Consider the following 22,233-nt stretch of genomic DNA (forward strand, 5'->3'; position numbering starts at 1 on the left):
CCGCGTGCGCGCCCCAAATCACCCTTTCGCGGCGCCCTGGCCGGCCACCGCGGCGGCTCCGGCCTCGGCCGCTTCCGGGTCCAGATAGGTCCCACCAGGCACGACCGGCCGCAAATCGGCGTCCAGGTCGTAGCGCAGCGGGATTCCGGTCGGGATGTTCAGTCCGACGACGTCGTCATCGGACATCCCGTCCAGGTACTTGACCAGCGCACGCAGCGAATTTCCGTGGGCCGCGATCAGCACCGTCTTCCCGATGCGCAGATCCGGCACGATGACGTCGGTGTAGTACGGCAAAAAGCGCGCGACCACGTCGGCCAGGCACTCGGTCAGCGGGCCGCCGTTGATGTTGGCGTAGCGCGGGTCGGTGTCCTGGCTGAATTCGCTGCCCCGCTCGATCTCCGGCGGCGGGGTGTCGTAGCTGCGTCGCCACGCCATGAACTGTTCTTCGCCGTACTTTTCCTTGGTCTTGGCCTTGTCCAAGCCCTGCAACGCCCCGTAATGGCGTTCGTTGAGCCGCCAGCTGCGGTGCACCGGAATCCACAGCCGGTCCGCGGCGTCCAGAGCCAGGTGCGCGGTGCTGATCGCGCGCCGCAGCAGCGAGGTGTAGAGCACATCGGGCAGCAGGTTTTGCTCAGCCAGCAGTTCCCCGCCTCGCACCGCCTCGGCGCGGCCCTTTTCGGTCAGGCCGACGTCGACCCAACCGGTGAACAGATTGCGGGCATTCCAGTCGCTTTCGCCGTGGCGCAGCAGCACCAACGTGCCAATGTCTCCCATGCGGGAAAGTCTCTCACGCTCACCGAGGGTGGGGCTTATGGAGGAGTTCGGGCCGGTTCACGTACCGCACGCCCACGCCCGACGGGTTAATCCTCGACTTCGGAAATTGCTCGACTCTGCCCCGCAAGCGGGAGGTGCCCCCACCTCATCGCGCTTCGCGCTCTGCATCGTCGTCTTCGGAAATTTGCTCGACTCCTCCTCATCGCGCTTCGCGCTCTGCATCGTCGTCTTCGGAAATCAGATGCGCGAAGGCCTCGAGGTTCTTCAGCGACTCGCCGCGGGACACCCGCCAGTCCCACTCTTTCTGGATTGACGAGAGAAAACCCAACTCCAGCAACGTATTGAAGTCCGAGTCGACGGCTTCGAGCACCTGCCCCAGCACCCGGTCGATCTCGTCGGCGTCAACGGAAGCCAGCGACATCCGCCCGACCAGGTAGATGTCGCCGACATTGTCCAGGGTGTAGGCGACCCCGTAGAGCCGGCGGTTGCGCTTGAGCAGGAACCGATACACGCCTTCGTGGTTTTCGTCGGGCTTGCGGCACACGAACGCCTCAACCCGCACCGAATGCTCCCCGATGCTCAGGATGGTGTTCGTCTTCAACCGGCGCTCGCCAGGTAACTCCACGATGATGCCCGGCAGCCCGCCGCGCGCCCCGGCGTGCTTCGAATACCGCAGATCGCTGGCCCGCAGCGCGTCCTCGATCACCTGCTCGACGCTCATGCGCCCACCCCGCGACGCGCCGTCCAGCGGCGGGGCTTGCGCTTGGCAGTGAGATCACGGAGATCGCGCACCCGGCGCTGCCGGCCAGCGGTGAAGTCACCGATCGCACGCCGATAGCTGGCCAGCAATGCGTCGGTGGTGTTCTCCCAGGAGAATGTGGCCGCGTGCTTGGCCGCGGCGCGGCTCATCGCCCAGCCTTGCGGGCCGGCGCCGATGCGCAACAGGTGGTCGATGGCGTCGGCCCACTGTCCGACATCGTGGCCGGACACCAGCGTGCCGGTGACGCCGTCGCGCACCGCCACCGGCAGCCCGCCGACCGCGGCCGCCACCACGGGCGTACCGCAGGCCTGCGCCTCGACCGCGACCAGGCCGAACGACTCCGAATAACTCGGCACCGCGACCAGGTCGGCAGCGTGGAACAGGGTCGCCAACTCAGAGCGGGACTGTGGGGGAAGGAACGTCACCCGTTCGGCGATGCCGAGCTCGTCGGCCAGGCGCGCCAGCCCGTCCGGCGAGGCCAGCCCGCTGCCTGACGGGCCCCCGGCGACGATGATCCGCACACCAGGCAGTCTCGCCGCCGCGCGCAACACGATGTCGGGCGCTTTGAGCGGTTGGATCCGTCCGACGAACGCCACCACCGGCTCGTCCACCGCCAGCCCGAGGGCGTGCCGGGCCGCCGTTCGGTCGCCGGGTGAGAAGACGTTCAGGTCGACTCCGGGGTGCACCACATCGATGCGCGACGGATCCGCGTGATGCAACGAAATCAACTGGCGTGCTTCGTCTTCGGTGTTGACGATCAACCGGTCAGCCTCATCGACGACCTGCTGTTCGCCGATCGTGCGCATCGGCGGCTCGGCCGTGTCACCCTCGGCCAGGGTGGCGTTCTTGACCGCGGCCAGCGTGTGCGCGGTATGCACCAGCGGTACCGCCCACCGGTCCCGCGCCAGCCAACCGACCTGTCCGGACAGCCAGTAGTGGGAGTGCACGATGTCGTAGTAGCCCGGCTCGTGCGCGGCTTCCGCGCGCAGCACACCGGCGGCGAAGGCACACAGCTGAGTCGGCAGGTCGTATTTGTCCAAGCCCTCGAACGGCCCCGCCACCACGTTGCGCACCAGCACGCCGGGCTCGACGTGCACGATCGACGGGTCGGTCGATGCGGTGGCTCGGGTGAAGATCTCCACCTCGATGCCGCGCCGGGCCAGATGCAGCGCGCTCTGCAGCACGTAGACGTTCATTCCGCCGGCATCGCCGGTGCCGGGCTGCGCCAAAGGCGACGTGTGTACCGCTAACAGGGCAACCCGACGGGGATCGTCACCGGCATAACGCACACTGTCATCTTTACAGGACGCGCCGATGCGACCCGTCGCGAGCAGGTCACGGCGCTACTTGGCGATTGCCTCCGGTTCGGCGTCGGCCGCCCGGCTGCCGATCACGCCGGACCTGCGCATCGCGCTCAGCGGGTCGGCATACAGGCTGTCCAGCGAGGTGATGCCGGCGCCCGCTTCCTGCACCCGGTTGCCGAAGGCGGTGACGCGGATATCCCGCGGCGACAGCACCGAGCGGGCCGCGAAGGCCGCCTCGACGTCCTGCATTGCCTCCGGATACTCGGTGAACGCCTGCCCGCCGACCACCAACTCGTCCGGGTTGAGCAGGTCGCGCAGCAAGGCGACAGCCTCGCCCAGCACCCGGGCACGTTCGGTCAGCAGTTCCTTGGCCTGTTGGTTGCCGGACCGGGCCAGCCGCAGCAGGTCGGTGGTCGCGGCGGTCGAGGCACCAGCGCGATTGCTGGGGGCGACGCCGGGCAGGATCCGCAGCCGTCGGGCGGCCGCCAGCACCGCCTCGTCGCTGACGGTGGATTCCAATTGACCGGTACCGCCCAACAATTCGGATTGCACCGGCAGCGCGGCAATGGTGCCCGGACCGCTGGCCGGGCAGTGCACCCGTCCGCCGATCACCAGCGCGTAGCCCACCGTCTCACGCGCATACACATACAGGCTGGTCGAGGAACCGGGGGCGAACCGCCGCATGCCGAGCAACAGTTCGGCACCGGCCATTGCGTCGACATGGGACGCGACCGACACCGGCAGGCCGAGCGCGTCGGCCAGCACCGGGCCGACCGGAGCCTGCTTCCAACCCAGCCGCGAATGGTCGACCAAGCCGTTGGCGCTGTCGACGGTGCCACCGATCGACACCCCGACCCACAGCGCCCGCCGCCGGTGCCAACGCTGCAGATAGCGGCTGGCACTGTGCGCGAGCGAAGCCAGCGCCGGGCCCGCGGCGTTGAGCGGCGTCGGAGTTTCGACGGTGTCCAGCGTGCGCCCGAACAGGTCGGTGGCCACGATGCTGGTGGTTCGCGCGCCGATGTGGATGCCGAGCGTGATGAACGGCTCGTGGTTGACCTCGACCGGGACGCGGGGACGTCCGATCGCCCCCGACACCGCGAGGTCGGCGCGCTCGCGCAGCAGTCCGGCCTCCAGCAAAGCGATGACCTGCCGGTTCACCGTCGCGATGCTCAGCGAGGTGACGTTGGCGATGACGTCGCGTCCGACCGGTCCGCGCAACCGTACGGCGCGGAAGACCGAAGCCGCCGCCGAGTCGGAGAGGTGCAGCGCCGGCGGCACGATCTGGCGATACGACCGCAGCGGTCCCTTAGCGCCGTGGCGGCTGTGTGATTGGTGGGTGAGAGTAGTTGAGTGCACTGGCAGTCCTTGTCCGAGTTCCGATGGCCGGGTCCCTGGCCACACCCGAGACTTGCGTCAGTTCAGGCGCGGCAAAGTGCGCGACAACAACACGCGCCCGCGCAGAGACACGCGGTCGTCGTGTGGAACGTGACGGTGCAGTACACACCGGAAAATTTAGCACGTTTATTAGAGTTGTCTCGGTGAGACCTTCCGAAAGCCGAAATCGAGTAGCGGTGGTAACCGGGGCCAGCTCGGGCATCGGCGAAGCAACTGCGAAAACCCTTGCTACAAAAGGATTTCACGTCATCGCAGTGGCCCGTCGGGCGGACCGGATCAATGCGCTGGCAGCAGAGATCGGCGGCAGCCCGATTGTGGCCGATGTCACAAAAGACGAGGACGTGGCCGCGCTGGCCCAGGGATTGGACCGGGTAGATGTGCTGGTCAACAACGCCGGCGGGGCCCGGGGGCTGGCGCCGGTGGCCGACGCCGACATGGAGCACTGGCGGTGGATGTGGGAGACGAACGTGCTGGGCACCCTGCGGGTGACCCGCGCGCTGCTACCAAAGCTGATCGATTCCGGCGACGGCCTCATCGTCACCGTGACTTCCATTGCCGCGCTTGAGATTTACGACGGAGGGGCCGGCTACACGGCGGCTAAACACGCGCAGGGAGCGCTGCACCGCACGCTGCGCGGCGAGCTGCTGGGCAAGCCGGTACGCCTCACCGAGGTTGCTCCGGGCGCTGTCGAGACCGAGTTTTCGCTGGTTCGCTTCGACGGCGATCAGCAGCGCGCGGAGGCCGTTTACACCGGCATGACGCCGCTGGTGGCAAACGACGTGGCTGAGGTGATCGGCTTCGTGGCCTCGAGGCCGCCGCACGTCAACCTCGACCAGATCATCATCCGGCCGCGCGATCAGGCCTCAGCGACCCGTCGGTTCAACCACCTGGACGAGAAGAGCTAGGCGAGCTCGACGTCGTGGTCGGCGTGCCGGACAGGCTCGGCGCGGTAGAAGGGGTGGCCGGTGCCGTCACCGGAATCTGGGTGCCAGGCGGGCGCGCGGCCGGCGGCGGCAGCGCCGACATCGACACCCAGGTGTCCCAGTCCACGGCCCAGTCCCAGATGTCGCCGTCGGAGTAGGACAGCTGGATCGAGCTGCCGGTCACCTCGACCGGGTCGCCGTAGATCGCCGTCTGGAAGTACTCCGCGGCGTCGGACGTCGACAGGTTGATGCAGCCGTTGGTGACGTTGCTGTTGCCCTGCGCGCCGGCGCTCATCGGGTTGGCGTGGATGAACTCGCCGTTGTTGGAGATCCGCACCGCCCAGCGCTCGTGCACGTTGCTGTAGCCCGCGGCCGGGTTGGACATGTAGAAGTCGGCGTACTTCTCGGTGACGACGTGGATACCGTTGCGGGTGACGTTGCGCGCCTTGTCGGCCTCGCCGTAGCTGCACGGGAAGTCCATGATGACGCCGGCGTCGGTGACCACCTGGATGCGGTGCGACGACACCTCAGCCTTGACTACCTGGCGGCGGCCGATCTGGATGTTCAGCGAGAAGTCCTGCGCGCCGTAGGCTCCGTCACCGAACGGCAGGCCGTAGAGCTTGGCGTCGACGTTGACGGTGGTGCCGGCCGGGTAGTACTCGCGCGGCCGGTAGTGGATGCGGGCGCCCTTGGCCTCGTCGGGCAGCCATGCCCAGCTCCCCTCCACTGGCGGGTTGGTGGTGACGGTGAGCGCCCGCTCGACGGCGGCCTTGTCGGCGATCGGCGCGTCGAACTGGATGATGATCGGCGCCGCGATACCCACCGTTTGGCCATCGGCCAGCTGGAATCCGCCGTCGATCTTCTTCTTCGGCGTCACGGTGATGAACTTGCCCGCCACCGGAATGGCCTTGCCGTCGTGGCCGACGGCGGAGCCGCTCCAGGTGTAGGTGCTGTCGTATCCCAGCGGCTCGGTGGTCATGAACACCGTGCGGTCCTGGTTGAACGTGCCGGCGACGGGCTTGCCGGCGGAATTGGTCAGCGCGACCCGCTGAAACCAGCCGTCGCTGACCTGGACGCTGATCGGCGCGATCGGCACCACGTCCTCGGTCGCATCGGCCGGCTGGTAGGTCAGCTTGGGCGCCGGAGGCGGCTTCTTCTCGGCATGCGGCAGGCTGGTCTTTCCGCCGCAGGCGGCCAGGACGCTGGGTGCGAGCACGCCGACACCCAGGGCTGCCAGAGCCCGACGTCGATTGATCGCCCCGCCATTTTGGGGGGCGCTGGGAGTGCTCACAACAGTTAAAGATACCGGGCGAAACACCCTCTCCCCCACCACAAAGAGCCGCGGCGGGGGGTCAACAAAGCACCTGAAGAGGCAAACCAGCAGCTACAAGTCGCACCCGACCAGGACTGGTTCCGGTTTCAATGTGATACCAAACACATCACGAACCCCATCCTTCACAGCCCGGGCTAATACCATCACGTCCTCCGCGGTGGCGCCGCCCCGGTTCGTCAGCGCCAGCGCGTGCTTGGTGGAAAGCCGGCACGGAGCCGTCTCGTCGTGCGGGTAGCCCTTGCCGAAACCGGCCCGTTCCACCAACCAGCCCGCCGCGAGCTTGACCCCGTCCGGTGCGGGGTAATGCGGAACCTCGCCATGCGTCTGCTCGGCCAGCCGGGCATAGACCTCCCGGTTGACGACCGGGTTGGTGAAGAACGACCCCACGCTCCAGGTGTCGTGGTCGGTGGGATCAAGCACCATGCCCTTGCGGGCACGCAACGCCAGCACCGCCGCCCGGACCGCTTGCGGGTCACCCCGCTCGCCGTTGGCCACGCCCAGGGCCGCGGTCAGCTCTCCGTAGCGCAACGGGGCGCTGCGTCCCGACGCATCCAACCCGAATTCCACTTCCAGCACCACGGCCGGCATTTCCAGTCCGTCCGCACGCTTGAGCACGCTGGTGCGGTAGCCGAATCCGAGTTCGTCGGGATGGGCCCAGCGCACCTCGCCGCTGCCGCGATCCAACAACCGCACGCGGGTGATGGTGTCGGAGACCTCGACGCCGTAGGCGCCCACGTTCTGCACCGGTGTCGCCCCGGCCGAACCGGGAATGCCGGACAGGCACTCCAACCCGCCCAGGCCCTCCTGGATCGACCGGACCACCACGTCGTCCCACACCGCGCCGGCTTCCGCGCGCACCAGGTTGCCCTCGACGGTGACGCCGGCATTGGCCAACCGCACCACCGTCAGGTCGGCCAAGCCGTTCCCGAGCACTAGGTTGGATCCGCCAGCAAACACCAGGACGGGCCGGTCCGCGCCGTCACGGGATTCGGCGTCGAGCTGCCGCAAAACGGCGATCACCTGATCGCTGCTCTCACAAGTTATTACGCGACGCGCCACCGGACCGACCCGCAGTGTCGTCAACGGCGCAAGGGAAACCGACTCTGCGACGTGCGCACCGGCAAAGACTGAACCGGGTTCGCTCGGTTTCATGGCCGCTAACGGTAGCGTGGCCAGCTATGCCGCGTTCATTCGACATGTCGGTCGACTACGAGGGCAGCGTTGCAGAGGTCCATCAGGCGTTCCACGACATCGGTTATTGGGAGGGCAGGCTGGCGGAGACGCCGGTCGACATCGCTAACTTGGAGTCGATGCGGATCGACGACGGGACCATCGAGGTCGTCACGCTGCAGACGGTGCGCAGCAACAACCTGCCAGCACTGGTCACCCAGTTGCACCGGGGCGACCTGTGCGTGCGTCGCGAGGAGACCTGGAGCCCGTTGCGGGACGGCATCGCCACCGCCTCCATCGCCGGATCGATCCTCAGCGCTCCGGTCAATGTGTGGGGAACCGCCGTGCTGGAGCCCAACCCGGAAACCGGCGGATCGCGGATGACACTGCAGGCGACCGTTCAGGTTCGGGTCCCGTTCATCGGCGGGAAATTGGAGCGTCTGATCGGCAACGAACTCGGCAACCTGGTGGCCATCGAGCAGCGCTTCACCACCTTGTGGGTCGCCAGCGGCTAGTGCACTCGCTCTAAGCTGGCGGTCATGCGCATCGCGTTGGCCCAGATCCTCAGCGGCGCCGATCCGGCCGCAAATCTGCAGCTCGTGCGCGAGTGCAGCGAGCGTGCCGCCGATGCCGGCGCCAAGCTGGTGGTGTTCCCGGAAGCCACGATGTGCCGATTCGGGGTCCCGCTGGCACCGATCGCCGAACCACTCGACGGCCCCTGGGCCAACGGTGTCCGGCGGATCGCGCGGGACGCCGGCATCACCGTAGTGGCCGGCATGTTTGCCCCGACCAGCGACGGGCGGGTCACCAACACGTTGATAGCGGCGGGCCCCGGCACGCCCAATGACCCCGACACGCGGTACGACAAAATCCACCTGTACGACGCCTTCGGCTTCACCGAGTCGCGCAACGTTGCGCCCGGCCGCGAACCGGTCGTCATCACCGTCGACGGGGTGGGAGTCGGGTTGACCACCTGTTATGACGTGCGGTTTCCGGCGCTGTACACCGAACTGGCCGACCGGGGGGCGCAGTTGATCGTCGTGGCCGCTTCCTGGGGCGCCGGGCCCGGCAAACTCGAGCAGTGGACGCTGCTGACCCGCGCGCGGGCGCTGGACTCCACCAGTTACGTCGCCGCGGTGGGTCAGGCCGACCCGGGCGATTCGGCCAACACCAAAGGCGCGCCGACCGGTGTGGGTGGCAGCCTGGTCGCCTCCCCGCTGGGCGAAGTGGTGGCATCGGCGGGATCGGAGCCGGAACTGGTGGTTGCTGACCTGGCTCTGGATGCGGTGGACGTGGCGCGGAAGAACATTGCGGTGCTGCGCAACCGCTCAAGCTTTGTTCAGCTCGATAGGGCAGAATCACCTGGGTGACGACTCCGCAGGGACCACGAAACGAAGGCCCATCCGGTTGGGCGCGTCCGGGTGATCAAGGCCCGCTCGGCCGACCCCCGGCACCGGGCGCGGGTCCCCAGGGGGGACCGCTGCATCCCGGCGGCCCCCGGTACCAGCCGCCGCCCGGCCAGCCGCAGCAGCCGGCGCACGAGCAGGCGGCGGCCAATGCCGACACCAGGCGCATTCACACGCCGCCACCCAACCTGGCGGGCGACCGAACCACACCGATCGGCCGACCCCAGGAAGACGCGGGCGAGGTCAAGAAGAAAAAGCGAAGGCTGCGGGATCCGCTGTCGATCCTGCTCGTCTTGATCATCGTGTTCGCGCTGGTAGTCGCGGGGCTCATCGGCACCGAGCTGTACGTGCGCCACGAGGCCAACAACAAGATCGCGGCGGCCGCGGCTTGCGTGACGAAAGACCAGGCGACCGCCTCGTTCGGGGTGACGCCACTGGTGACGTGGCAGGTGCTCACCGACCACTACACCAACATCACGGTCGAGACGGCCGGGAACCAGATCCGCGACGCCAAGGGCATGAAGCTGCAGCTCAGCGTCCAGGACATCAAGCTGGACAAGACCTCCGACTCCAAGGGGACGATCGGCGCGATCGACGCCACCATCACCTGGACGTCGCAAGGCATCAAGGAGACCGTTCAGAACGCGATCCCGATTCTGGGCGAGTTTGTCACCAGCAGCGTCACCACCCATCCCCAGGATCAGACCGTCGAGCTCAAAGGTTTGCTGAACGACATCGTCGCCAAGCCGGTGGTGTCCGATGGCGGGTTCAGACTGGAGATCGTCAGCTTCAACACGCTGGGCTTCTCATTGCCGAAGGAGTCCGTACAGTCCTCGCTCGACGAGTACACCTCGGGCCTGACCAAGAAGTTCCCGCTCGGCATCCGCGCCGACAGCGTGCAGGTCACCGACAGCGGCGTCACGAGTCACTTCTCCAGCCGCAACGCCACCATCCCGGCCGGCGAGACCGATCCCTGCTTCGCCGATCTGTGAGTTCAGTCGCGGCTGAGCCCATCCAGCACGACGCGGGTGCCGGATAGGCCCAACCGGGTGGCGCCCGCGTCCAGCATCGCCAGGGCGTCAGCGGCGGTCCGGATGCCGCCGCTGGCCTTGACGCCCAGCCGCCCGCCGACGGTCGCGGCCATCACCTCGACCGCCCGCACGCTTGCCCCGCCGGCGGGATGGAAGCCGGTGGAGGTCTTAACGAAGTCGGCGCCCGCGTTCGCGGCGACCCGGCACACGTCGCTCAGCATGCGCTCGTCCGCGTGAGCAAGCAGCGCAGCCGACTCCACGATCACCTTCAGGACGGCGCCGTCCGTCGCGGCACGCACCGCCGCGATGTCCGACCGCACGGCATCCAGCGCGCCGGCCAACGCGGACCCGACGTCGATCACCATGTCGATCTCGGCGGCGCCGGCGGCCACGGCTGCGGCGGCCTCCTGAGCCTTGATCGCCGACACATGCTTGCCCGACGGGAAACCGGCTACCGCCGCAACCCGGACACCGCCGCTGGCGACGGCGACCGGCACCATCGACGGCGATACACAAACCGCGTACACGCCGAGTTCGGTGGCCTCGCCCACCAGCGCCGTCACGTCGGCCGGGGTGGCCTCCGGCTTGAGCAGGGTGTGGTCGACCAGCGCGGCCAGCTGCTGCCGAGTGGGACTGACCGGCATCAGAACGGTTCTTCCGGGCTGCCGGGATTGCACCCGGTCGCCGCCATCGCGGCGTCGTCGACTACCGGGCGCCACGGTTCGAGATTCCAGCTGGTCTTCCCGGGCTGCACGGTCTCGGCGAACTGCCAGTGACAGACGAATTGCGCACGCATGCCGGGGGTGTCGCCGTTGGGGGCCTGCGACAACACTTCGGCCCAGGCCTCGTCGACGGCGTGGCCGCTACCGGCTTTGGACGCGGCGCGCCCGGAGGGGGTCGGGTACACGCGCAGGCTGGATCCGCGCCCCCAGGACACCCATTCGGTGTGGTCGACGTACGGCGGCGCGTATGCGGACCCCGACGAGCCCGCCGAGTCAGCCGCACCGGGATCGGCTAGGGCGGATGGGGCGCCCAGCATCGAGAGCAGCGCCATCGTCGGCGCCAACAGCAGGAGTTTCATCCGCTAGTGCGACTTGCCCTGCACTTCGAGGAGCTTCGGCCGCACGTCGACCAGATATACACCCGTTGCGATGGCGGCCATTGCCACTCCCAGCACCCCGAACACGACACCGAGGATCGACGAGAGCGCGACCGCGCCGCCGAGCATCGCCAACCACACTGGCTTGGTGAGCTTTTCAGCCGCGGTGTACGCGTCGGAACGCTGCATTGCCGCATGCACGAACGCATACACCGCCGTCACCAAGACAGCGACCTGCAAGACGTAGAGGACGATAGTCACGGCGCGCACGCCCATAAGACTATGCGGGCCGCGCCAAAAACGTCGACTCCGGGCCACCCCAGCTGGGGCGACCCGGAGTCGAGTGATTCTTTTCTGGTCCGGGCCGCCCCCAGCTGGGGCGACCCGGAGTCGAGCGGTTGATTCTCAGATCCCCCGAATTACTTCTGGGTGACCTTCTTGGCAGCAGCCTTCTTGGCCGGGGCCTTCTTGGCCGGGGCCTTCTTGGCGGGAGCCTTCTTGGCGGCCGGAGCCGGCGCAGCCTTCTTGGCCGGCGCAGCGGCCTCGGCCTTCTTCGGCAGCTCGATGCCGACCAGCTTGGCGGCACGCTCGCCCACGGCGCGCGTCTGGGTCGCAACGGTGCCCAGCGCCTCTTGGGTCAGCTCGACAGCCTGGTCGACGTACCCCTCGGCACGCGCGGACGCGTCCTCGAACGCCGACTGGCTGCGGAGCCGCTCGAGAGCGGCCTCGCCGCGCTCGACCAGTTCGTTGTACCGGCTGGTGGCGGCCTCCACGTAGCCCTCGGCGGCCTTGCGCAGCTCATCGGCGGTGAAGCGCTCACGGAGCTCGGTGAACTGCTCGGGCAGGTCCTCCTGCAGCTTGGTCAGGCGAGCGCGGCTCTCCTCGACGCGGCTGCGGGTGTCGGTACGGGTCTCCTCGGCGCGCTCGCGCAGGTTGGTGCGGGTCTCTCCGGCGCGCTCACGCAGGGTCACGATCAGGTCGTTGACGGTGGCCAGAGCCAGGTCGGCCGCGCCAAGCGCAGCAAGCAGCGGAGCCTTGAGGTCCTCGATGTTCGTGTTCTCAGCCATGATGTTTCCTTTCTCTGTTTTAGATATCGGCGTTATTTCCTGAAAGGTCTGGAAGTTGGTGCAAGTGGCGGCTCCCGCAGGGAGGAGTCAAGACCCGCTGATTGACATTGCCTCGCGACTTGCAGAAAACCTCCTGATTAGCCGGGTCGCTTGATGGTCTGTGGTCGAACGTGGCGTGCTGCCGAACGATCGACCGATCAGCCTTCGATCTGTTCGGTGCCAGATTCGCCCTGGCACTCCGCACCGTTGGCCTCGTTCTGCTGCAGGAACGACTCGTAGGTATCCAGCAGCGCCTGTTTCTGGGTTTCCGTGATCGCCGTGTCGGTCACGATCGCGTCGCGCACCTGACTGGAGTCGCGCGGTTCGAGGATCCCGGCTTGCACGTAGAGAACCTCGGCCGAGACCCGCAGCGCCTTGGCGATCTGGCGCAAGACGTCGGCCGACGGTTTGCGCAGTCCGCGCTCAACCTGACTCAGATAAGGGTTGCTGACGCCCGACCTCTCGGCCAGTTGACGCATCGATACCTGTGCCGTCTCGCGCTGTGCCCTGATGAAGCTACCGATGTCAGAAGCCTTGGTGGACACTTTGGTGCCCAGCTTCTCCTCCGGCGGCATTGGTGCACTCCTCGTTGGTGGTTGTTTGCTTACGGCCACCAGGCTACGGAGGAGTGCTTGCTATTGCAAGCGCATGTTAGCACCGTCTCAGAACAGCAACTGGGCGATGGTATAGATCGCCAGGCCCGCCAACGCGCCGACGACCGTGCCGTTGATGCGAATAAACTGCAGGTCACGGCCCACATGCAGCTCGATCCGACGGCTCGCCTCCTGGGCGTCCCACCGCTCGATGGTCTCGGTAATGATCGCTGTGATCTCTACCCCATATTGGGAAACCAGGTGCTGGGCGCCCCGCACCATCCAGTTGTCGACCTTGTCGCGCAGGTCCGCGTCATCGCGCAACGACTCACCAATCTGGATCACCGCGTCGGCGATGCGACTGCGCAACGCACTGGACGGGTCGTCCACGCCCTCGAGGACCAGACGCTTGAGCGTCTTCCACGCGGTCGCGGCGGCATTGGCCACCTCTTCGCGCGCCATCAACTGCTCCTTGACGGCATCGGCGCGGGCGATGGTGTCCGGGTCGTTCTGCAGGTCGTCGGCGAACTCGAACAGGAAGCGGGTCGCCGAGCGGCGCAGTTCGTGGTCGGGATTGCGACGCACCTTGTCGGTGAAGTCCATCAGCTCGCGGTGGATGCGATCCCCGACCAGATGGTCGACGAACCGGGGGGACCAGGTCGGCGAGTCGCGCTCCACGACCCGCTGGATCACCACGCCGGCGTTGAGTGACCACTGGAACGCCCGATCGGCCAGCAGTTGGATCAATGCCTCCTGACGGTTCTCGGCCAGCAGGGTTTGCAGCACGCGGCCCACCGGCGGGCCCCACTGCGGTTCGGCGATGCGCCGCACGATCATCCGGTCGATCACCTGTTGGACGTCTTCGTCCCGCAGCAGTTCGACCAGCACCCGCAGCACCGTGGACGTCTCGGCCGCCACCCGTTGGGCGTGTGCCGGTTCGGCCAGCCACTTGCCCAGGCGGCTGGGCACTTCGGCATCGCGCAGCTTGGCCTCAACAACCTCGGGGGACAGGAAGTTCTCCCGCACGAAGGTGCCCAGACCCTCTCCGAGCTGGTCTTTCTTGCGCTTGATGATCGCGGTGTGCGGGATCGGGATTCCGAGCGGGTGCTTGAACAGAGCGGTGACTGCGAACCAGTCCGCCAGCGCACCCACCATGCCCGCCTCCGCTGCGGCGCCGACGTAGCCGACCCACGCCGGGGCGGTGCCGTGCGCATTGGCCCACCGGCAAGCCAGAAACACCACGGTGGCGCCGACCAGGAAGCTCAGCGCCACGACCTTCATCCGGCGCAGTGCGGTCCTGCGCTCGGCGTCGGCTCCGGCGTCCGCCCCGGCAAACGACTCCGCCAGCGAGGGCCGGTTCTGTCGCCCGCCGGGTGATCCCGCGCCGAGGCCGGGCCCCCGCGCCGGGCCCGGCGTATCGGCTCTGTGTGCCACCACACCATCATCCGTCATCGAAACCACCGGTTAGTGTTACCCACACTGTTCAGAAGCACTCACGCGCTCGTTGCGATCGCCACAGAGCGCCCCTGCAAGCCGTAGTATCGATGCGTCTGTGTAGTGAATGGGAAATCGCGACAGTGGCACAACATATGCCGGCTCAGGCCGCAAAGACCGATGGTCGAAAGCGGCGTTGGCACCAACACAAGGTGGACCGACGCAACGAGTTGGTGGACGGCACGATCGAAGCGATCCGCCGGCAGAGCCGATTTTTGAGCATGGACGAGATCGCCGCGGAGATCGGCGTATCCAAGACCGTGCTCTACCGCTACTTCGTCGACAAGAACGATCTGACGACTGCGGTGATGATGCGGTTCGCCCAGACCACCCTGATCCCCAACATGGCCGCGGCGCTGTCATCAAACCTGGACGGTTATGACCTGACCCGCGAGGTCATCCGGGTCTACGTCGAAACCATGGCCGCCGAGCCGGAGCCGTACGGCTTTGTGATGGCCAACAGTTCGGGCAGTAAGAGCAAGGTGATCGCGGACTCCGAGCGGATCATCGCGCGGATGATCGCGGTGATGCTGCGCCGCCGCATGCAGGAGGCGGGCCTGGACACCGGCGGCGTCGAGCCCTGGGCCTATCTGATCGTCGGCGGGGTTCAGCTGGCCACCCACTCCTGGATGTCGAATCCAAGGATGAGCAGCGACGAACTGATCGACTATTTGACGATGCTGAGCTGGAGCGCGCTGTGCGGGATCGTCGAAGCGGGCGGCTCGCTGGAGAAGTTTCGGGCACAACCGCATCCCTCGCCGATCGTGCCGGCGTGGCAGCAACAACGGGAGGGTTAGCGCTCCCCCGCCCGCCGTGTGACATTTGCCATGGCTGAGGACCGACGCTGGCCTGTTTCCGCCGTGTAACGGCAGCACACCGCCTTGGACGCCGACTCTCTGTGAATCCGCTGCCAGGCCGCGTCGCGATGACGAGGGGGACGCACACATCCGCAGCGGCTAGCATGCATGGAATGCACCCGGGCGGTGCGCGGCATCCGATACTCGTGAGCGCGCTCTCCGGTAGACAGAAAGGCTGAAATCGTTATGGCCGTGCAGCTCACGCCGCATTTCGGCAACGTTCAGGCGCACTACGACCTGTCCGATGAATTCTTCCGGCTGTTCCTCGACCCGACCCAGACCTACAGCTGCGCGTACTTCGAACGCGACGACATGACCCTGGAAGAGGCGCAGCTCGCCAAGATCGACCTGGCCCTGGGCAAGCTGAATCTCGAGCCGGGGATGACGCTGTTGGACATCGGCTGCGGCTGGGGCGCGACCATGCGCCGCGCCATCGAGAAGTACGACGTGAACGTCATCGGCCTGACGTTGTCCGAGAACCAGGCCGCACATGTCCAGCGGGCGTTCGATGAGCTTGACACTCCGCGCTCGACCCGGGTGTTGCTGGAGGGTTGGGAGAAATTCCACGAGCCGGTCGACCGGATCGTCAGCATCGGGGCGTTCGAGCACTTCGGCCGGCAGCGCTACCCGCGGTTCTTCAAGATGGCCAACGAGGTGCTGCCCAGCGACGGCGTCATGCTGCTGCACAGCATCGTGCGTCCCACCTTCAAGGAAGCCCGGGCCAAGGGCCTGTCGCTGACCCACGAGATCGTTCACTTCAGCCAGTTCATCCTGGCCGAAATCTTCCCGGGCGGCTACCTGCCGACTGTCCCGGTGGTCGAAGAGCATTCCGCGTCAGCGGGTTTCACGTTGCAGCGAATCCAGTCGCTGCAACTGCACTATGCGCGGACCTTGGAGATCTGGGCCGCCGCGCTGGAAGCCAAGCGGGACCAGGCGATCGCCATCCAGTCGGAGAAGATCTACGACCGGTACATGAAGTACCTGACCGGCTGCGCGAAGCTGTTCCACGAGGGCTACACCGACGTCTGCCAGTTCACCCTGGCCAAGTAGGGCGTCTCGGTCGTTCTCAGTAGGTGTAGAAACCCTGACCGGATTTCTTACCCAGCAAACCAGCCTCTACCATGCGTAGCAGCAGCGGCGGTGGTCCGTAGTGCGGTTCCTTGAACTCTTCGTAGAGCTTGTCCGCAATCAGCTTGAGGGTGTCGAGCCCGACGAGGTCGGATAGCTTCAGCGGCCCCATGGGGTGTGAAAGCCCTGCCACCACAGCCTTGTCGACATCTTCGACGGTAGCGAAGCCCGCCTCGACCATCCGGATCGCCGAGAGCAGGTAGGGCACCAGCAGCGCGTTGACCACAAAACCCGATCGATCCGAACAGCGGACAACCTGTTTGCCAAGCACCTCACCGGCAAACTGCTCGACGCGCGCGGCAGCGGCCTCGTCGGTGACCAGCGTGCTGACCAGTTCCACCAGCGGCAGCACCGGGACGGGATTGAAGAAGTGCAGACCCAGCACCCGCTTCGGGTTCTGGGTGGCGGCGGCGATCTTCATGATCGGGATGCTGGAGGTGTTCGAGGCGAGCACCGCATCGGGGTCGGTGATCACCCGGTCGAGTTCGGCGAACAGCCCCGCCTTGACTGTCTCGTCCTCGATGACCGCTTCGATCACGAGCTGCCGGTCGGCCAGGTCAGCGAGGTCGGTGGTGAAGGTCAGCAGGCTCAGCGCGCTGTCGCGCTCCCGCTCGGTGACCTTGCCGGCGCTGACACCGCGCTCCAGTGACTTGGTGATGCGGTTGCGCCCCGCGGTCACCAGGGCCTCGGTGGTTTCGAACACCGTCACCGCGACGCCCGCGCGTACCGACACCTCGGCGATGCCCGAGCCCATCTGTCCCGCGCCGATCACACCGACCCGCTGAATTGCTGTGTCGCTCACTGCTTGTCTCGATTCTCCGAGTTTCGAATTGTGTTGCACCGCAATAGGCCCCGCCCAGGGTTGCTGGGCGGGGCCTATGCTACTTCAGCGCCGGCCGGGGGTCGCCCGGCGCGGCACTGGCCTTTCACGCGCGAGTAGACGCAAAAGCACCTCTTTTGCGGCGCAAAAGGGTGCTTTTGCGTCTGCTCAGCACTAACTCAGTGGAACTGGCCCTCTTCGGTCGAACCGGCCAGAGCCGTGGTCGACGACGTCGGGTCCACCGTGGTGGCGATGCGGTCGAAGTAACCCGCACCCACCTCGCGCTGGTGCTTGGTGGCGGTGTAGCCACGGCTCTCGGCGGCGAACTCGCGCTCCTGCAGCTCGACGTAGGCGCTCATCTGCTTACGGGCGTAGCCGTGGGCCAGATCGAACATCGAGTAGTTCAGGGCGTGGAAGCCGGCCAGCGTGATGAACTGGAACTTGAAGCCCATCGCACCGAGCTCCTTCTGGAACTTCGCGATGGTGTCGTCGTCGAGGTGCTTCTTCCAGTTGAACGACGGCGAGCAGTTGTAGGCCAGCAGCTGGTCCGGGAACTCGCTCTTGACGCCCTCGGCGAACTTCTTGGCCAGCTCCAGGTCCGGGGTACCGGTCTCCATCCAGATCAGGTCGGAGTACGGGGCGTAGGCCTTGGCGCGGGCGATGCACGGCTCGAGGCCGTTCTTGACCCGGTAGAAGCCCTCGCTGGTGCGTTCGCCGGTGATGAACGGGCGGTCCCGCTCGTCGACGTCGGAGGTGATCAGCGTGGCGGCCTCGGCGTCGGTACGGGCGATGACGACGGTGGGAACACCGGCGACGTCGGCGGCGAGCCGGGCGGAGGTCAGGGTGCGGATGTGCTGTTGGGTGGGGATGAGCACCTTGCCACCGAGGTGGCCGCACTTCTTCTCCGACGCGAGCTGGTCCTCCCAGTGCGAACCGGCGACACCGGCGGCGATCATCGCCTTCTGCAGCTCGTAGACATTGAGCGCGCCACCGAAGCCGGCCTCACCGTCGGCGACGATCGGGGCCAACCAGTTGTCGACGGAAGTGTCGCCCTCGACCTTGGCGATCTCGTCGGCGCGCAGCAGCGCGTTGTTGATGCGGCGGACAACCTGCGGCACCGAGTTGGCCGGGTACAGGCTCTGGTCCGGGTAGGTGTGGCCGGACAGGTTCGCGTCGCCGGCGACCTGCCAACCGGACAGGTAGATCGCCTTCAGGCCGGCACGCACCTGCTGGACGGCCATGTTGCCGGTCAGCGCGCCCAGGGCGTTGACGAAGTCCATCTCGTGCAGCTGCTCCCAGAGCACCTCGGCGCCACGACGGGCCAGGGTGTGCTCCTCGACGACGTGACCCTGCAGCGCGACGACGTCCTGCGGCGTGTAGGTGCGGGTGACGCCCTTCCAGCGGGGGTTGTGGTCCCAGTCGTGCTGAATCGCCTCAGCGCTCTTCGGGGTGCCAACTTCGGACATGGCTGCTCCTAACAGTAATTCCGTACTGAATTGCGGATGGCCATCGCCATCCGGAGGGAAGCTTCAGGCTCAACTTCCTCTGAACTTCACTGATGTGCTAACACGACCTTGGCACAGGGCATTCCCGCTGGTCTACCCATTTAACTTGCGAATTTAGTTACGACTTCCGGTCATTTTGCGAATCCTGCGAAGACAGCGTTTTTACTTAACCGTTTCAGAAGCTACCCACTGGTAACAAAAATCCGCAGGTCAGCGGGGATTTAACGGGACAATCGTACGGTTAGAGCGAGAACAGCGCGGCGACGGCCTTCGTCTCGTCGCCGACCGCATATGTGAGCGTTGTAACAGTGCGGTCGGCCAGGCCGGGTCCGAACTTCTCGGTCGAGCCGGCCGGGTGGACGTGGGAGATGATCTCCAACTTGTCGCCCAGCGCTACCGGCGCCTCATGCTCGATGGTCACCCGCAGGGGCGCGTCCAGCAGCTCGGGGTGCGAGGCGAGGTAGTCCTCGACCACGCTCCAATACACGGAGTTGTTCATGTGGTCGAACAGGTCGATGTCGGTGACGCGGACGGGAAACTCATGAATCTCGGTGGCGTCTTCGCGACCGCCGGGCTTCAGGTAGCCCTTCCAGCGGAGCCGGTCCACCGAGGTGGTCTTGTGCAGACCCGCGAGGAAGTCGTCGGCGATACGCGAGGGCATCTGGGTCTCACGGTTGATGTTGATCCAGAACGCCTCGGACTCGATCAGCCCGCCTTTGCGGCCGTCGATCCGGACCCGCATCTCGCACCAGCGGTTCGAGGTGCCCGAGCACCAGCGCCGGCAGCGCAGCATGTCCTGGAACTCGATGGGGCGGATCAGGTCGACCATGGTGCGACGCACGATCCACAGCGGGTGGGTTTCCTCGAACCCCATCTCGCGCAGTTGGTCCTGGCCGATGTCCTGGATGTGCCGGCATGCCGCGTCGAGCCGCAGCCGGCCCGTGCGGTCGATGTCACCCACCCGCAGCGGCCATTCGCGATCGAAGACGTCGGGGTGACCGTCGGGCACCGGCATTAACTTTTTGTCCAGGCTCACGGCGCTGCTCCCCGTTCCCTCCTCGTGTGAACCCCCGGTTTACCCGGAGACCCCGATGCGAATCATGCCAACCACCGCCCGCAAAAACCAAACGGATTGCCAGTCCGCTGGGCCTGCCAAGTCTGCGAAGCGAATCTTCGCAAAGCCCGGTACGCTGCGTAAAGTGTCCAAGACGTTCGTGGGAGCCCGCGTCCGCCAACTGCGCAGCGAGCGCGGGTTCAGCCAGGCGGCACTGGCGCAGATGCTGGACATCTCGCCGAGCTATCTCAACCAGATCGAGCACGACGTCCGGCCCCTGACCGTGGCCGTGCTGTTGCGGATCACCGAGGTATTCGGCGTCGACGCGACATTTTTCGCCTCCCAGGACGACACCCGGCTGGTCGCCGAACTCCGCGAAGTGACGATGGACCGCGACCTGGACATCGACGTCGACCCCACCGAGATCGCCGAGATGGTCAATGCTCACCCGGCGCTGGCGCGGGCCGTCGTCAACCTGCACCGGCGCTACCGGATCACCACAGCGCAGCTGGCCGCGGCCACCGAGGAGCGCTACTTCGACGGCAGCAGCGGCAGCGGATCCATCACCATGCCGCACGAAGAGGTGCGCGACTACTTCTACGAACGCCAGAACTACCTGCATCAGCTCGACACCGCGGCCGAAGAGCTGACCGTCAAGATGCGACTGCATCATGCCGACCTGGCTCAGGAGCTGACTCGCAGACTCACCGAAGTGCATGGTGTGCACATCACCCGGCGCATCGACCTGGGCGACAAGGTGTTGCACCGGTTCGATCCCGCTACCAAGACGTTGGAGATCAGCAACCACCTGGCCTGGGGACAGCAGGTGTTCAAGATGGCCGCCGAGTTGGCGTATCTGGAATTCGGCGACATGATCGACGGGCTGGTCGAGGAGGGCAAATTCACCAGCGACGAATCCCGCAAGCTGGCCCGGCTGGGACTCGCCAACTACTTTGCCGCGGCGACGGTGCTGCCCTACCGGCAATTCCACGACGTCGCCGAGAACTTCCGGTACGACGTCGAGCGCCTGTCGGCCTTCTATGCGGTGAGCTACGAGACCATCGCGCACCGGCTTTCGACGCTGCAGCGCCCCTCGATGCGCGGTGTGCCGCTGTCCTTCGTCCGGGTCGACCGGGCCGGGAACATGTCAAAGAGGCAGTCCGCCACCGGTTTTCATTTCTCGTCGACGGGCGGCACCTGCCCACTGTGGAACGTCTACGAAACCTTCGCCAACCCCGGCAAGATCCTGGTGCAGATCGCGCAGATGCCTGACGGCCGCAATTACATGTGGGTGGCCCGCACCGTCGAACGGCGCGCGGCCCGGTATGGTCAGCCCGGAAAAACCTTCGCGATCGGGCTCGGCTGCGAACTGCGCCACGCGCACCGACTCGTCTACTCGGAAGGACTCGACTTGTCGGGTGACATTGCGACACCGATCGGCGCGGGTTGCCGAGTCTGCGAACGCGACAATTGTCCGCAGCGCGCCTTTCCCGCGCTCGGGCGCGCGCTCGATATCGACGAGCACCGCAGCACGGTGTCGCCCTACCTGGTCCGCCAGGCATGAGTGACAACGAGGTCGCGCGCATCCCGTCGGGCCGGTTCCGTCAACTCGGGCCGATCAACTGGGTGGTCGCCAAGCTGGCCGCACGCAAGGTGCGCGCACCCGAGATGCACTTGTTCACCACCCTGGGTTCGCGCCAGTCGCTGTTCTGGACCTGGGCGGTCTACTCCGCACGCCTGATGCGGGGCCGGTTGCCGACGATCGACAGTGAACTGGTGATCCTGCGGGTGGCGCACCTGCGGTCCTGCGAGTACGAGCTGCAGCACCACCGCGGGATGGCGCTGAAGGCGGGACTGGATGCGCAGACGCAGGCCGCGATCTTCGCCTGGCCGGACGCGCCGGACGGCGACGGTCCCCGCCGGGTGCTCAGTGCACGCCAAAAGGCGTTGCTGCAGGCAACCGACGAGCTGATCAAGAACCGCACCATCACCGACGCGACCTGGCGCGAGCTGGCCAGCCACCTCAACCGAGCGCGGTTGATCGAATTCTGTTTGCTCGCAACCCAGTACGACGGCCTGGCGGCCACCATCTCCGCGCTGGCGATACCGCTGGACAACCCTCACTAGCACCGCCGAGCGTGGGGGTTATGGCGGTGCCGGCCGCGATTTTCCTGCGTGAGGCCCACGTTCGGCGAGCGCTGAGACCTCAGAGGTAGAGGTTGGCCAGCACCGCCAACGTCAGTGCGACGGGGGCAATGGGCAGACCGAACGCGAACGCCGACCACCCGTACTTGCGGCGCCAGCGCATCAACAGACCGCCGATCACCGCCCCAACCGCCAGCGCAACCGATAGCACCAGCACCGCCAAGCTCCACTTGCTCACCGTGGTGAGGTCGTCGCCGATGGTGATGGCCACCAGCCAGAAGACGTAGCCCGCGATCAGCCCGCCGATCGCGCCGATAACGGTCTCGGTCCGCATGC

The 22,233-nt window shown here is 66.5% G+C and carries 23 protein-coding genes and 1 pseudogene; 8 read left to right on the forward strand and 16 right to left on the reverse strand.

All coding sequences use genetic code 11. The features are described from left to right. Positions 1 to 18 precede the first annotated feature (18 nt). From A5645_RS20730 to A5645_RS20745, 4 genes and pseudogenes are all read right to left on the reverse strand, one after another. A complete protein-coding gene (locus A5645_RS20730; RefSeq protein ID WP_065035201.1) occupies positions 19 to 774 on the reverse strand; it encodes a phosphoglyceromutase in 756 nt (251 codons plus the stop codon). Between the two features lie 192 nt (positions 775 to 966). Continuing rightward, positions 967 to 1,495, reverse strand: a pseudogene (locus tag A5645_RS20735) (type III secretion system chaperone family protein); the annotation flags it as partial. Then, positions 1,492 to 2,823, reverse strand: a complete 1,332-nt coding sequence (gene mshA, locus A5645_RS20740) for a D-inositol-3-phosphate glycosyltransferase (protein ID WP_253867078.1) — start codon at positions 2,821 to 2,823, stop codon at positions 1,492 to 1,494. The pseudogene A5645_RS20735 and the gene mshA, both read right to left, overlap by 4 nt. A 54-nt stretch (positions 2,824 to 2,877) precedes the next feature. Then, positions 2,878 to 4,194: an ROK family transcriptional regulator gene (locus A5645_RS20745; protein WP_155768093.1), complete on the reverse strand. Its 1,317-nt coding sequence runs from the start codon at positions 4,192 to 4,194 to the stop codon at positions 2,878 to 2,880. A gap of 182 nt (positions 4,195 to 4,376) precedes the next feature. Between A5645_RS20745 and A5645_RS20750 the strand changes: the two genes are divergently transcribed. Further along, the gene (locus A5645_RS20750) at positions 4,377 to 5,138 is read left to right on the forward strand and encodes an SDR family NAD(P)-dependent oxidoreductase (RefSeq protein WP_065130837.1); all 762 of its coding nucleotides are present in this window, start codon (positions 4,377 to 4,379) and stop codon (positions 5,136 to 5,138) included. On the opposite strand, the gene A5645_RS20755 is transcribed toward A5645_RS20750, so the two are convergent. Then, entirely contained in the window at positions 5,113 to 6,489 is a 1,377-nt protein-coding gene (locus A5645_RS20755) for a L,D-transpeptidase (protein ID WP_155768094.1), read from the reverse strand. The genes A5645_RS20750 and A5645_RS20755 overlap by 26 nt on opposite strands. 51 nt (positions 6,490 to 6,540) lie before the next feature. Continuing rightward, on the reverse strand, positions 6,541 to 7,641 hold the full coding sequence (locus A5645_RS20760) for a UDP-N-acetylmuramate dehydrogenase (protein ID WP_065130839.1): 1,101 nt from the start codon (positions 7,639 to 7,641) through the stop codon (positions 6,541 to 6,543). Positions 7,642 to 7,667: 26 nt separating this feature from the next. On the opposite strand from A5645_RS20760, the gene A5645_RS20765 reads away from it, so the two are divergent. The 3 genes from A5645_RS20765 to A5645_RS20775 are packed head-to-tail and all read left to right on the forward strand — an operon-like array spanning position 7,668 to position 10,057. Continuing rightward, positions 7,668 to 8,174: a DUF2505 domain-containing protein gene (locus A5645_RS20765; protein ID WP_065035206.1), complete on the forward strand. Its 507-nt coding sequence runs from the start codon at positions 7,668 to 7,670 to the stop codon at positions 8,172 to 8,174. A 24-nt stretch (positions 8,175 to 8,198) separates the two neighbouring features. Then, complete coding sequence (locus A5645_RS20770; protein ID WP_065035207.1) at positions 8,199 to 9,029, forward strand: carbon-nitrogen hydrolase family protein; 831 nt, start codon at positions 8,199 to 8,201, stop codon at positions 9,027 to 9,029. Beyond that, on the forward strand, positions 9,026 to 10,057 hold the full coding sequence (locus A5645_RS20775) for an LmeA family phospholipid-binding protein (protein ID WP_065035208.1): 1,032 nt from the start codon (positions 9,026 to 9,028) through the stop codon (positions 10,055 to 10,057). The genes A5645_RS20770 and A5645_RS20775 overlap by 4 nt, the downstream gene beginning before the upstream one ends. A gap of 2 nt (positions 10,058 to 10,059) precedes the next feature. Here A5645_RS20775 and deoC read toward each other — a convergent pair whose 3' ends face one another. The 6 genes from deoC to A5645_RS20805 form a co-directional block, all read right to left on the reverse strand. Beyond that, positions 10,060 to 10,740, reverse strand: a complete 681-nt coding sequence (gene deoC / locus A5645_RS20780; protein WP_065035209.1) for a deoxyribose-phosphate aldolase — start codon at positions 10,738 to 10,740, stop codon at positions 10,060 to 10,062. Continuing rightward, entirely contained in the window at positions 10,740 to 11,177 is a 438-nt protein-coding gene (locus tag A5645_RS20785) for a DUF2599 domain-containing protein (RefSeq protein ID WP_065130840.1), read from the reverse strand. Before A5645_RS20785 ends, deoC begins: the two co-directional genes overlap by 1 nt. A gap of 3 nt (positions 11,178 to 11,180) precedes the next feature. Beyond that, a complete protein-coding gene (locus A5645_RS20790; protein ID WP_065035211.1) occupies positions 11,181 to 11,471 on the reverse strand; it encodes a DUF2516 family protein in 291 nt (96 codons plus the stop codon). 143 nt (positions 11,472 to 11,614) lie between these two features. Then, on the reverse strand, positions 11,615 to 12,262 hold the full coding sequence (hbhA, locus tag A5645_RS20795) for a heparin-binding hemagglutinin HbhA (RefSeq protein ID WP_065034543.1): 648 nt from the start codon (positions 12,260 to 12,262) through the stop codon (positions 11,615 to 11,617). 197 nt (positions 12,263 to 12,459) lie between these two features. Beyond that, on the reverse strand, positions 12,460 to 12,876 hold the full coding sequence (locus tag A5645_RS20800; RefSeq protein WP_065130841.1) for a helix-turn-helix domain-containing protein: 417 nt from the start codon (positions 12,874 to 12,876) through the stop codon (positions 12,460 to 12,462). Between the two features lie 87 nt (positions 12,877 to 12,963). Then, the gene (locus A5645_RS20805; protein WP_414467381.1) at positions 12,964 to 14,331 is read right to left on the reverse strand and encodes a DUF445 domain-containing protein; all 1,368 of its coding nucleotides are present in this window, start codon (positions 14,329 to 14,331) and stop codon (positions 12,964 to 12,966) included. A 152-nt stretch (positions 14,332 to 14,483) separates the two neighbouring features. On the opposite strand from A5645_RS20805, the gene A5645_RS20810 reads away from it, so the two are divergent. Both A5645_RS20810 and pcaA read left to right on the forward strand, forming a co-directional pair. After that, positions 14,484 to 15,185, forward strand: a complete 702-nt coding sequence (locus A5645_RS20810; RefSeq protein ID WP_414467380.1) for a TetR/AcrR family transcriptional regulator — start codon at positions 14,484 to 14,486, stop codon at positions 15,183 to 15,185. Positions 15,186 to 15,431: 246 nt separating this feature from the next. After that, positions 15,432 to 16,295: a cyclopropane mycolic acid synthase PcaA gene (pcaA, locus tag A5645_RS20815; RefSeq protein ID WP_065034540.1), complete on the forward strand. Its 864-nt coding sequence runs from the start codon at positions 15,432 to 15,434 to the stop codon at positions 16,293 to 16,295. A gap of 16 nt (positions 16,296 to 16,311) precedes the next feature. On the opposite strand, the gene A5645_RS20820 is transcribed toward pcaA, so the two are convergent. The 3 genes from A5645_RS20820 to A5645_RS20830 form a co-directional block, all read right to left on the reverse strand. After that, entirely contained in the window at positions 16,312 to 17,175 is an 864-nt protein-coding gene (locus A5645_RS20820) for a 3-hydroxybutyryl-CoA dehydrogenase (protein WP_065034539.1), read from the reverse strand. 197 nt (positions 17,176 to 17,372) lie between these two features. Beyond that, positions 17,373 to 18,659, reverse strand: a complete 1,287-nt coding sequence (aceA, locus tag A5645_RS20825; protein WP_036352141.1) for an isocitrate lyase — start codon at positions 18,657 to 18,659, stop codon at positions 17,373 to 17,375. Between the two features lie 280 nt (positions 18,660 to 18,939). After that, positions 18,940 to 19,734, reverse strand: a complete 795-nt coding sequence (locus A5645_RS20830; RefSeq protein ID WP_065130842.1) for an acyl-[acyl-carrier-protein] thioesterase — start codon at positions 19,732 to 19,734, stop codon at positions 18,940 to 18,942. 163 nt (positions 19,735 to 19,897) lie between these two features. Between A5645_RS20830 and ramB the strand changes: the two genes are divergently transcribed. Together ramB and A5645_RS20840 are read left to right on the forward strand one after the other, a co-directional pair. Then, the gene (ramB, locus tag A5645_RS20835; RefSeq protein WP_065034538.1) at positions 19,898 to 21,316 is read left to right on the forward strand and encodes an acetate metabolism transcriptional regulator RamB; all 1,419 of its coding nucleotides are present in this window, start codon (positions 19,898 to 19,900) and stop codon (positions 21,314 to 21,316) included. Beyond that, complete coding sequence (locus A5645_RS20840) at positions 21,313 to 21,879, forward strand: carboxymuconolactone decarboxylase family protein (RefSeq protein ID WP_065130843.1); 567 nt, start codon at positions 21,313 to 21,315, stop codon at positions 21,877 to 21,879. The genes ramB and A5645_RS20840 overlap by 4 nt, the downstream gene beginning before the upstream one ends. A 79-nt stretch (positions 21,880 to 21,958) precedes the next feature. Here A5645_RS20840 and A5645_RS20845 read toward each other — a convergent pair whose 3' ends face one another. Beyond that, entirely contained in the window at positions 21,959 to 22,231 is a 273-nt protein-coding gene (locus A5645_RS20845) for a hypothetical protein (protein ID WP_065130844.1), read from the reverse strand. Between the last annotated feature and the right edge of the window lie 2 nt (positions 22,232 to 22,233).

Origin of the sequence: Mycobacterium asiaticum (assembly GCF_001673635.1) — a bacterium.
GTDB lineage: Bacteria > Actinomycetota > Actinomycetes > Mycobacteriales > Mycobacteriaceae > Mycobacterium > Mycobacterium asiaticum_C.

What these genes read in the sequence shown, in the direction of transcription:
- A5645_RS20790 (WP_065035211.1), bottom strand. Translation starts at nt 11,471, where the DNA reads ATGGGCGTGCGCGCCGTGACTATCGTCCTCTACGTCTTGCAGGTCGCT.
- deoC (WP_065035209.1), bottom strand. Translation starts at nt 10,740, where the DNA reads ATGCCGGTCAGTCCCACTCGGCAGCAGCTGGCCGCGCTGGTCGACCAC.
- A5645_RS20840 (WP_065130843.1), top strand. Translation starts at nt 21,313, where the DNA reads ATGAGTGACAACGAGGTCGCGCGCATCCCGTCGGGCCGGTTCCGTCAA.
- A5645_RS20785 (WP_065130840.1), bottom strand. Translation starts at nt 11,177, where the DNA reads ATGAAACTCCTGCTGTTGGCGCCGACGATGGCGCTGCTCTCGATGCTG.
- A5645_RS20765 (WP_065035206.1), top strand. Translation starts at nt 7,668, where the DNA reads ATGCCGCGTTCATTCGACATGTCGGTCGACTACGAGGGCAGCGTTGCA.
- A5645_RS20730 (WP_065035201.1), bottom strand. Translation starts at nt 774, where the DNA reads ATGGGAGACATTGGCACGTTGGTGCTGCTGCGCCACGGCGAAAGCGAC.
- A5645_RS20760 (WP_065130839.1), bottom strand. Translation starts at nt 7,641, where the DNA reads ATGAAACCGAGCGAACCCGGTTCAGTCTTTGCCGGTGCGCACGTCGCA.
- A5645_RS20800 (WP_065130841.1), bottom strand. Translation starts at nt 12,876, where the DNA reads ATGCCGCCGGAGGAGAAGCTGGGCACCAAAGTGTCCACCAAGGCTTCT.
- pcaA (WP_065034540.1), top strand. Translation starts at nt 15,432, where the DNA reads ATGGCCGTGCAGCTCACGCCGCATTTCGGCAACGTTCAGGCGCACTAC.
- A5645_RS20810 (WP_414467380.1), top strand. Translation starts at nt 14,484, where the DNA reads ATGCCGGCTCAGGCCGCAAAGACCGATGGTCGAAAGCGGCGTTGGCAC.
- aceA (WP_036352141.1), bottom strand. Translation starts at nt 18,659, where the DNA reads ATGTCCGAAGTTGGCACCCCGAAGAGCGCTGAGGCGATTCAGCACGAC.
- A5645_RS20845 (WP_065130844.1), bottom strand. Translation starts at nt 22,231, where the DNA reads ATGCGGACCGAGACCGTTATCGGCGCGATCGGCGGGCTGATCGCGGGC.
- A5645_RS20770 (WP_065035207.1), top strand. Translation starts at nt 8,199, where the DNA reads ATGCGCATCGCGTTGGCCCAGATCCTCAGCGGCGCCGATCCGGCCGCA.
- hbhA (WP_065034543.1), bottom strand. Translation starts at nt 12,262, where the DNA reads ATGGCTGAGAACACGAACATCGAGGACCTCAAGGCTCCGCTGCTTGCT.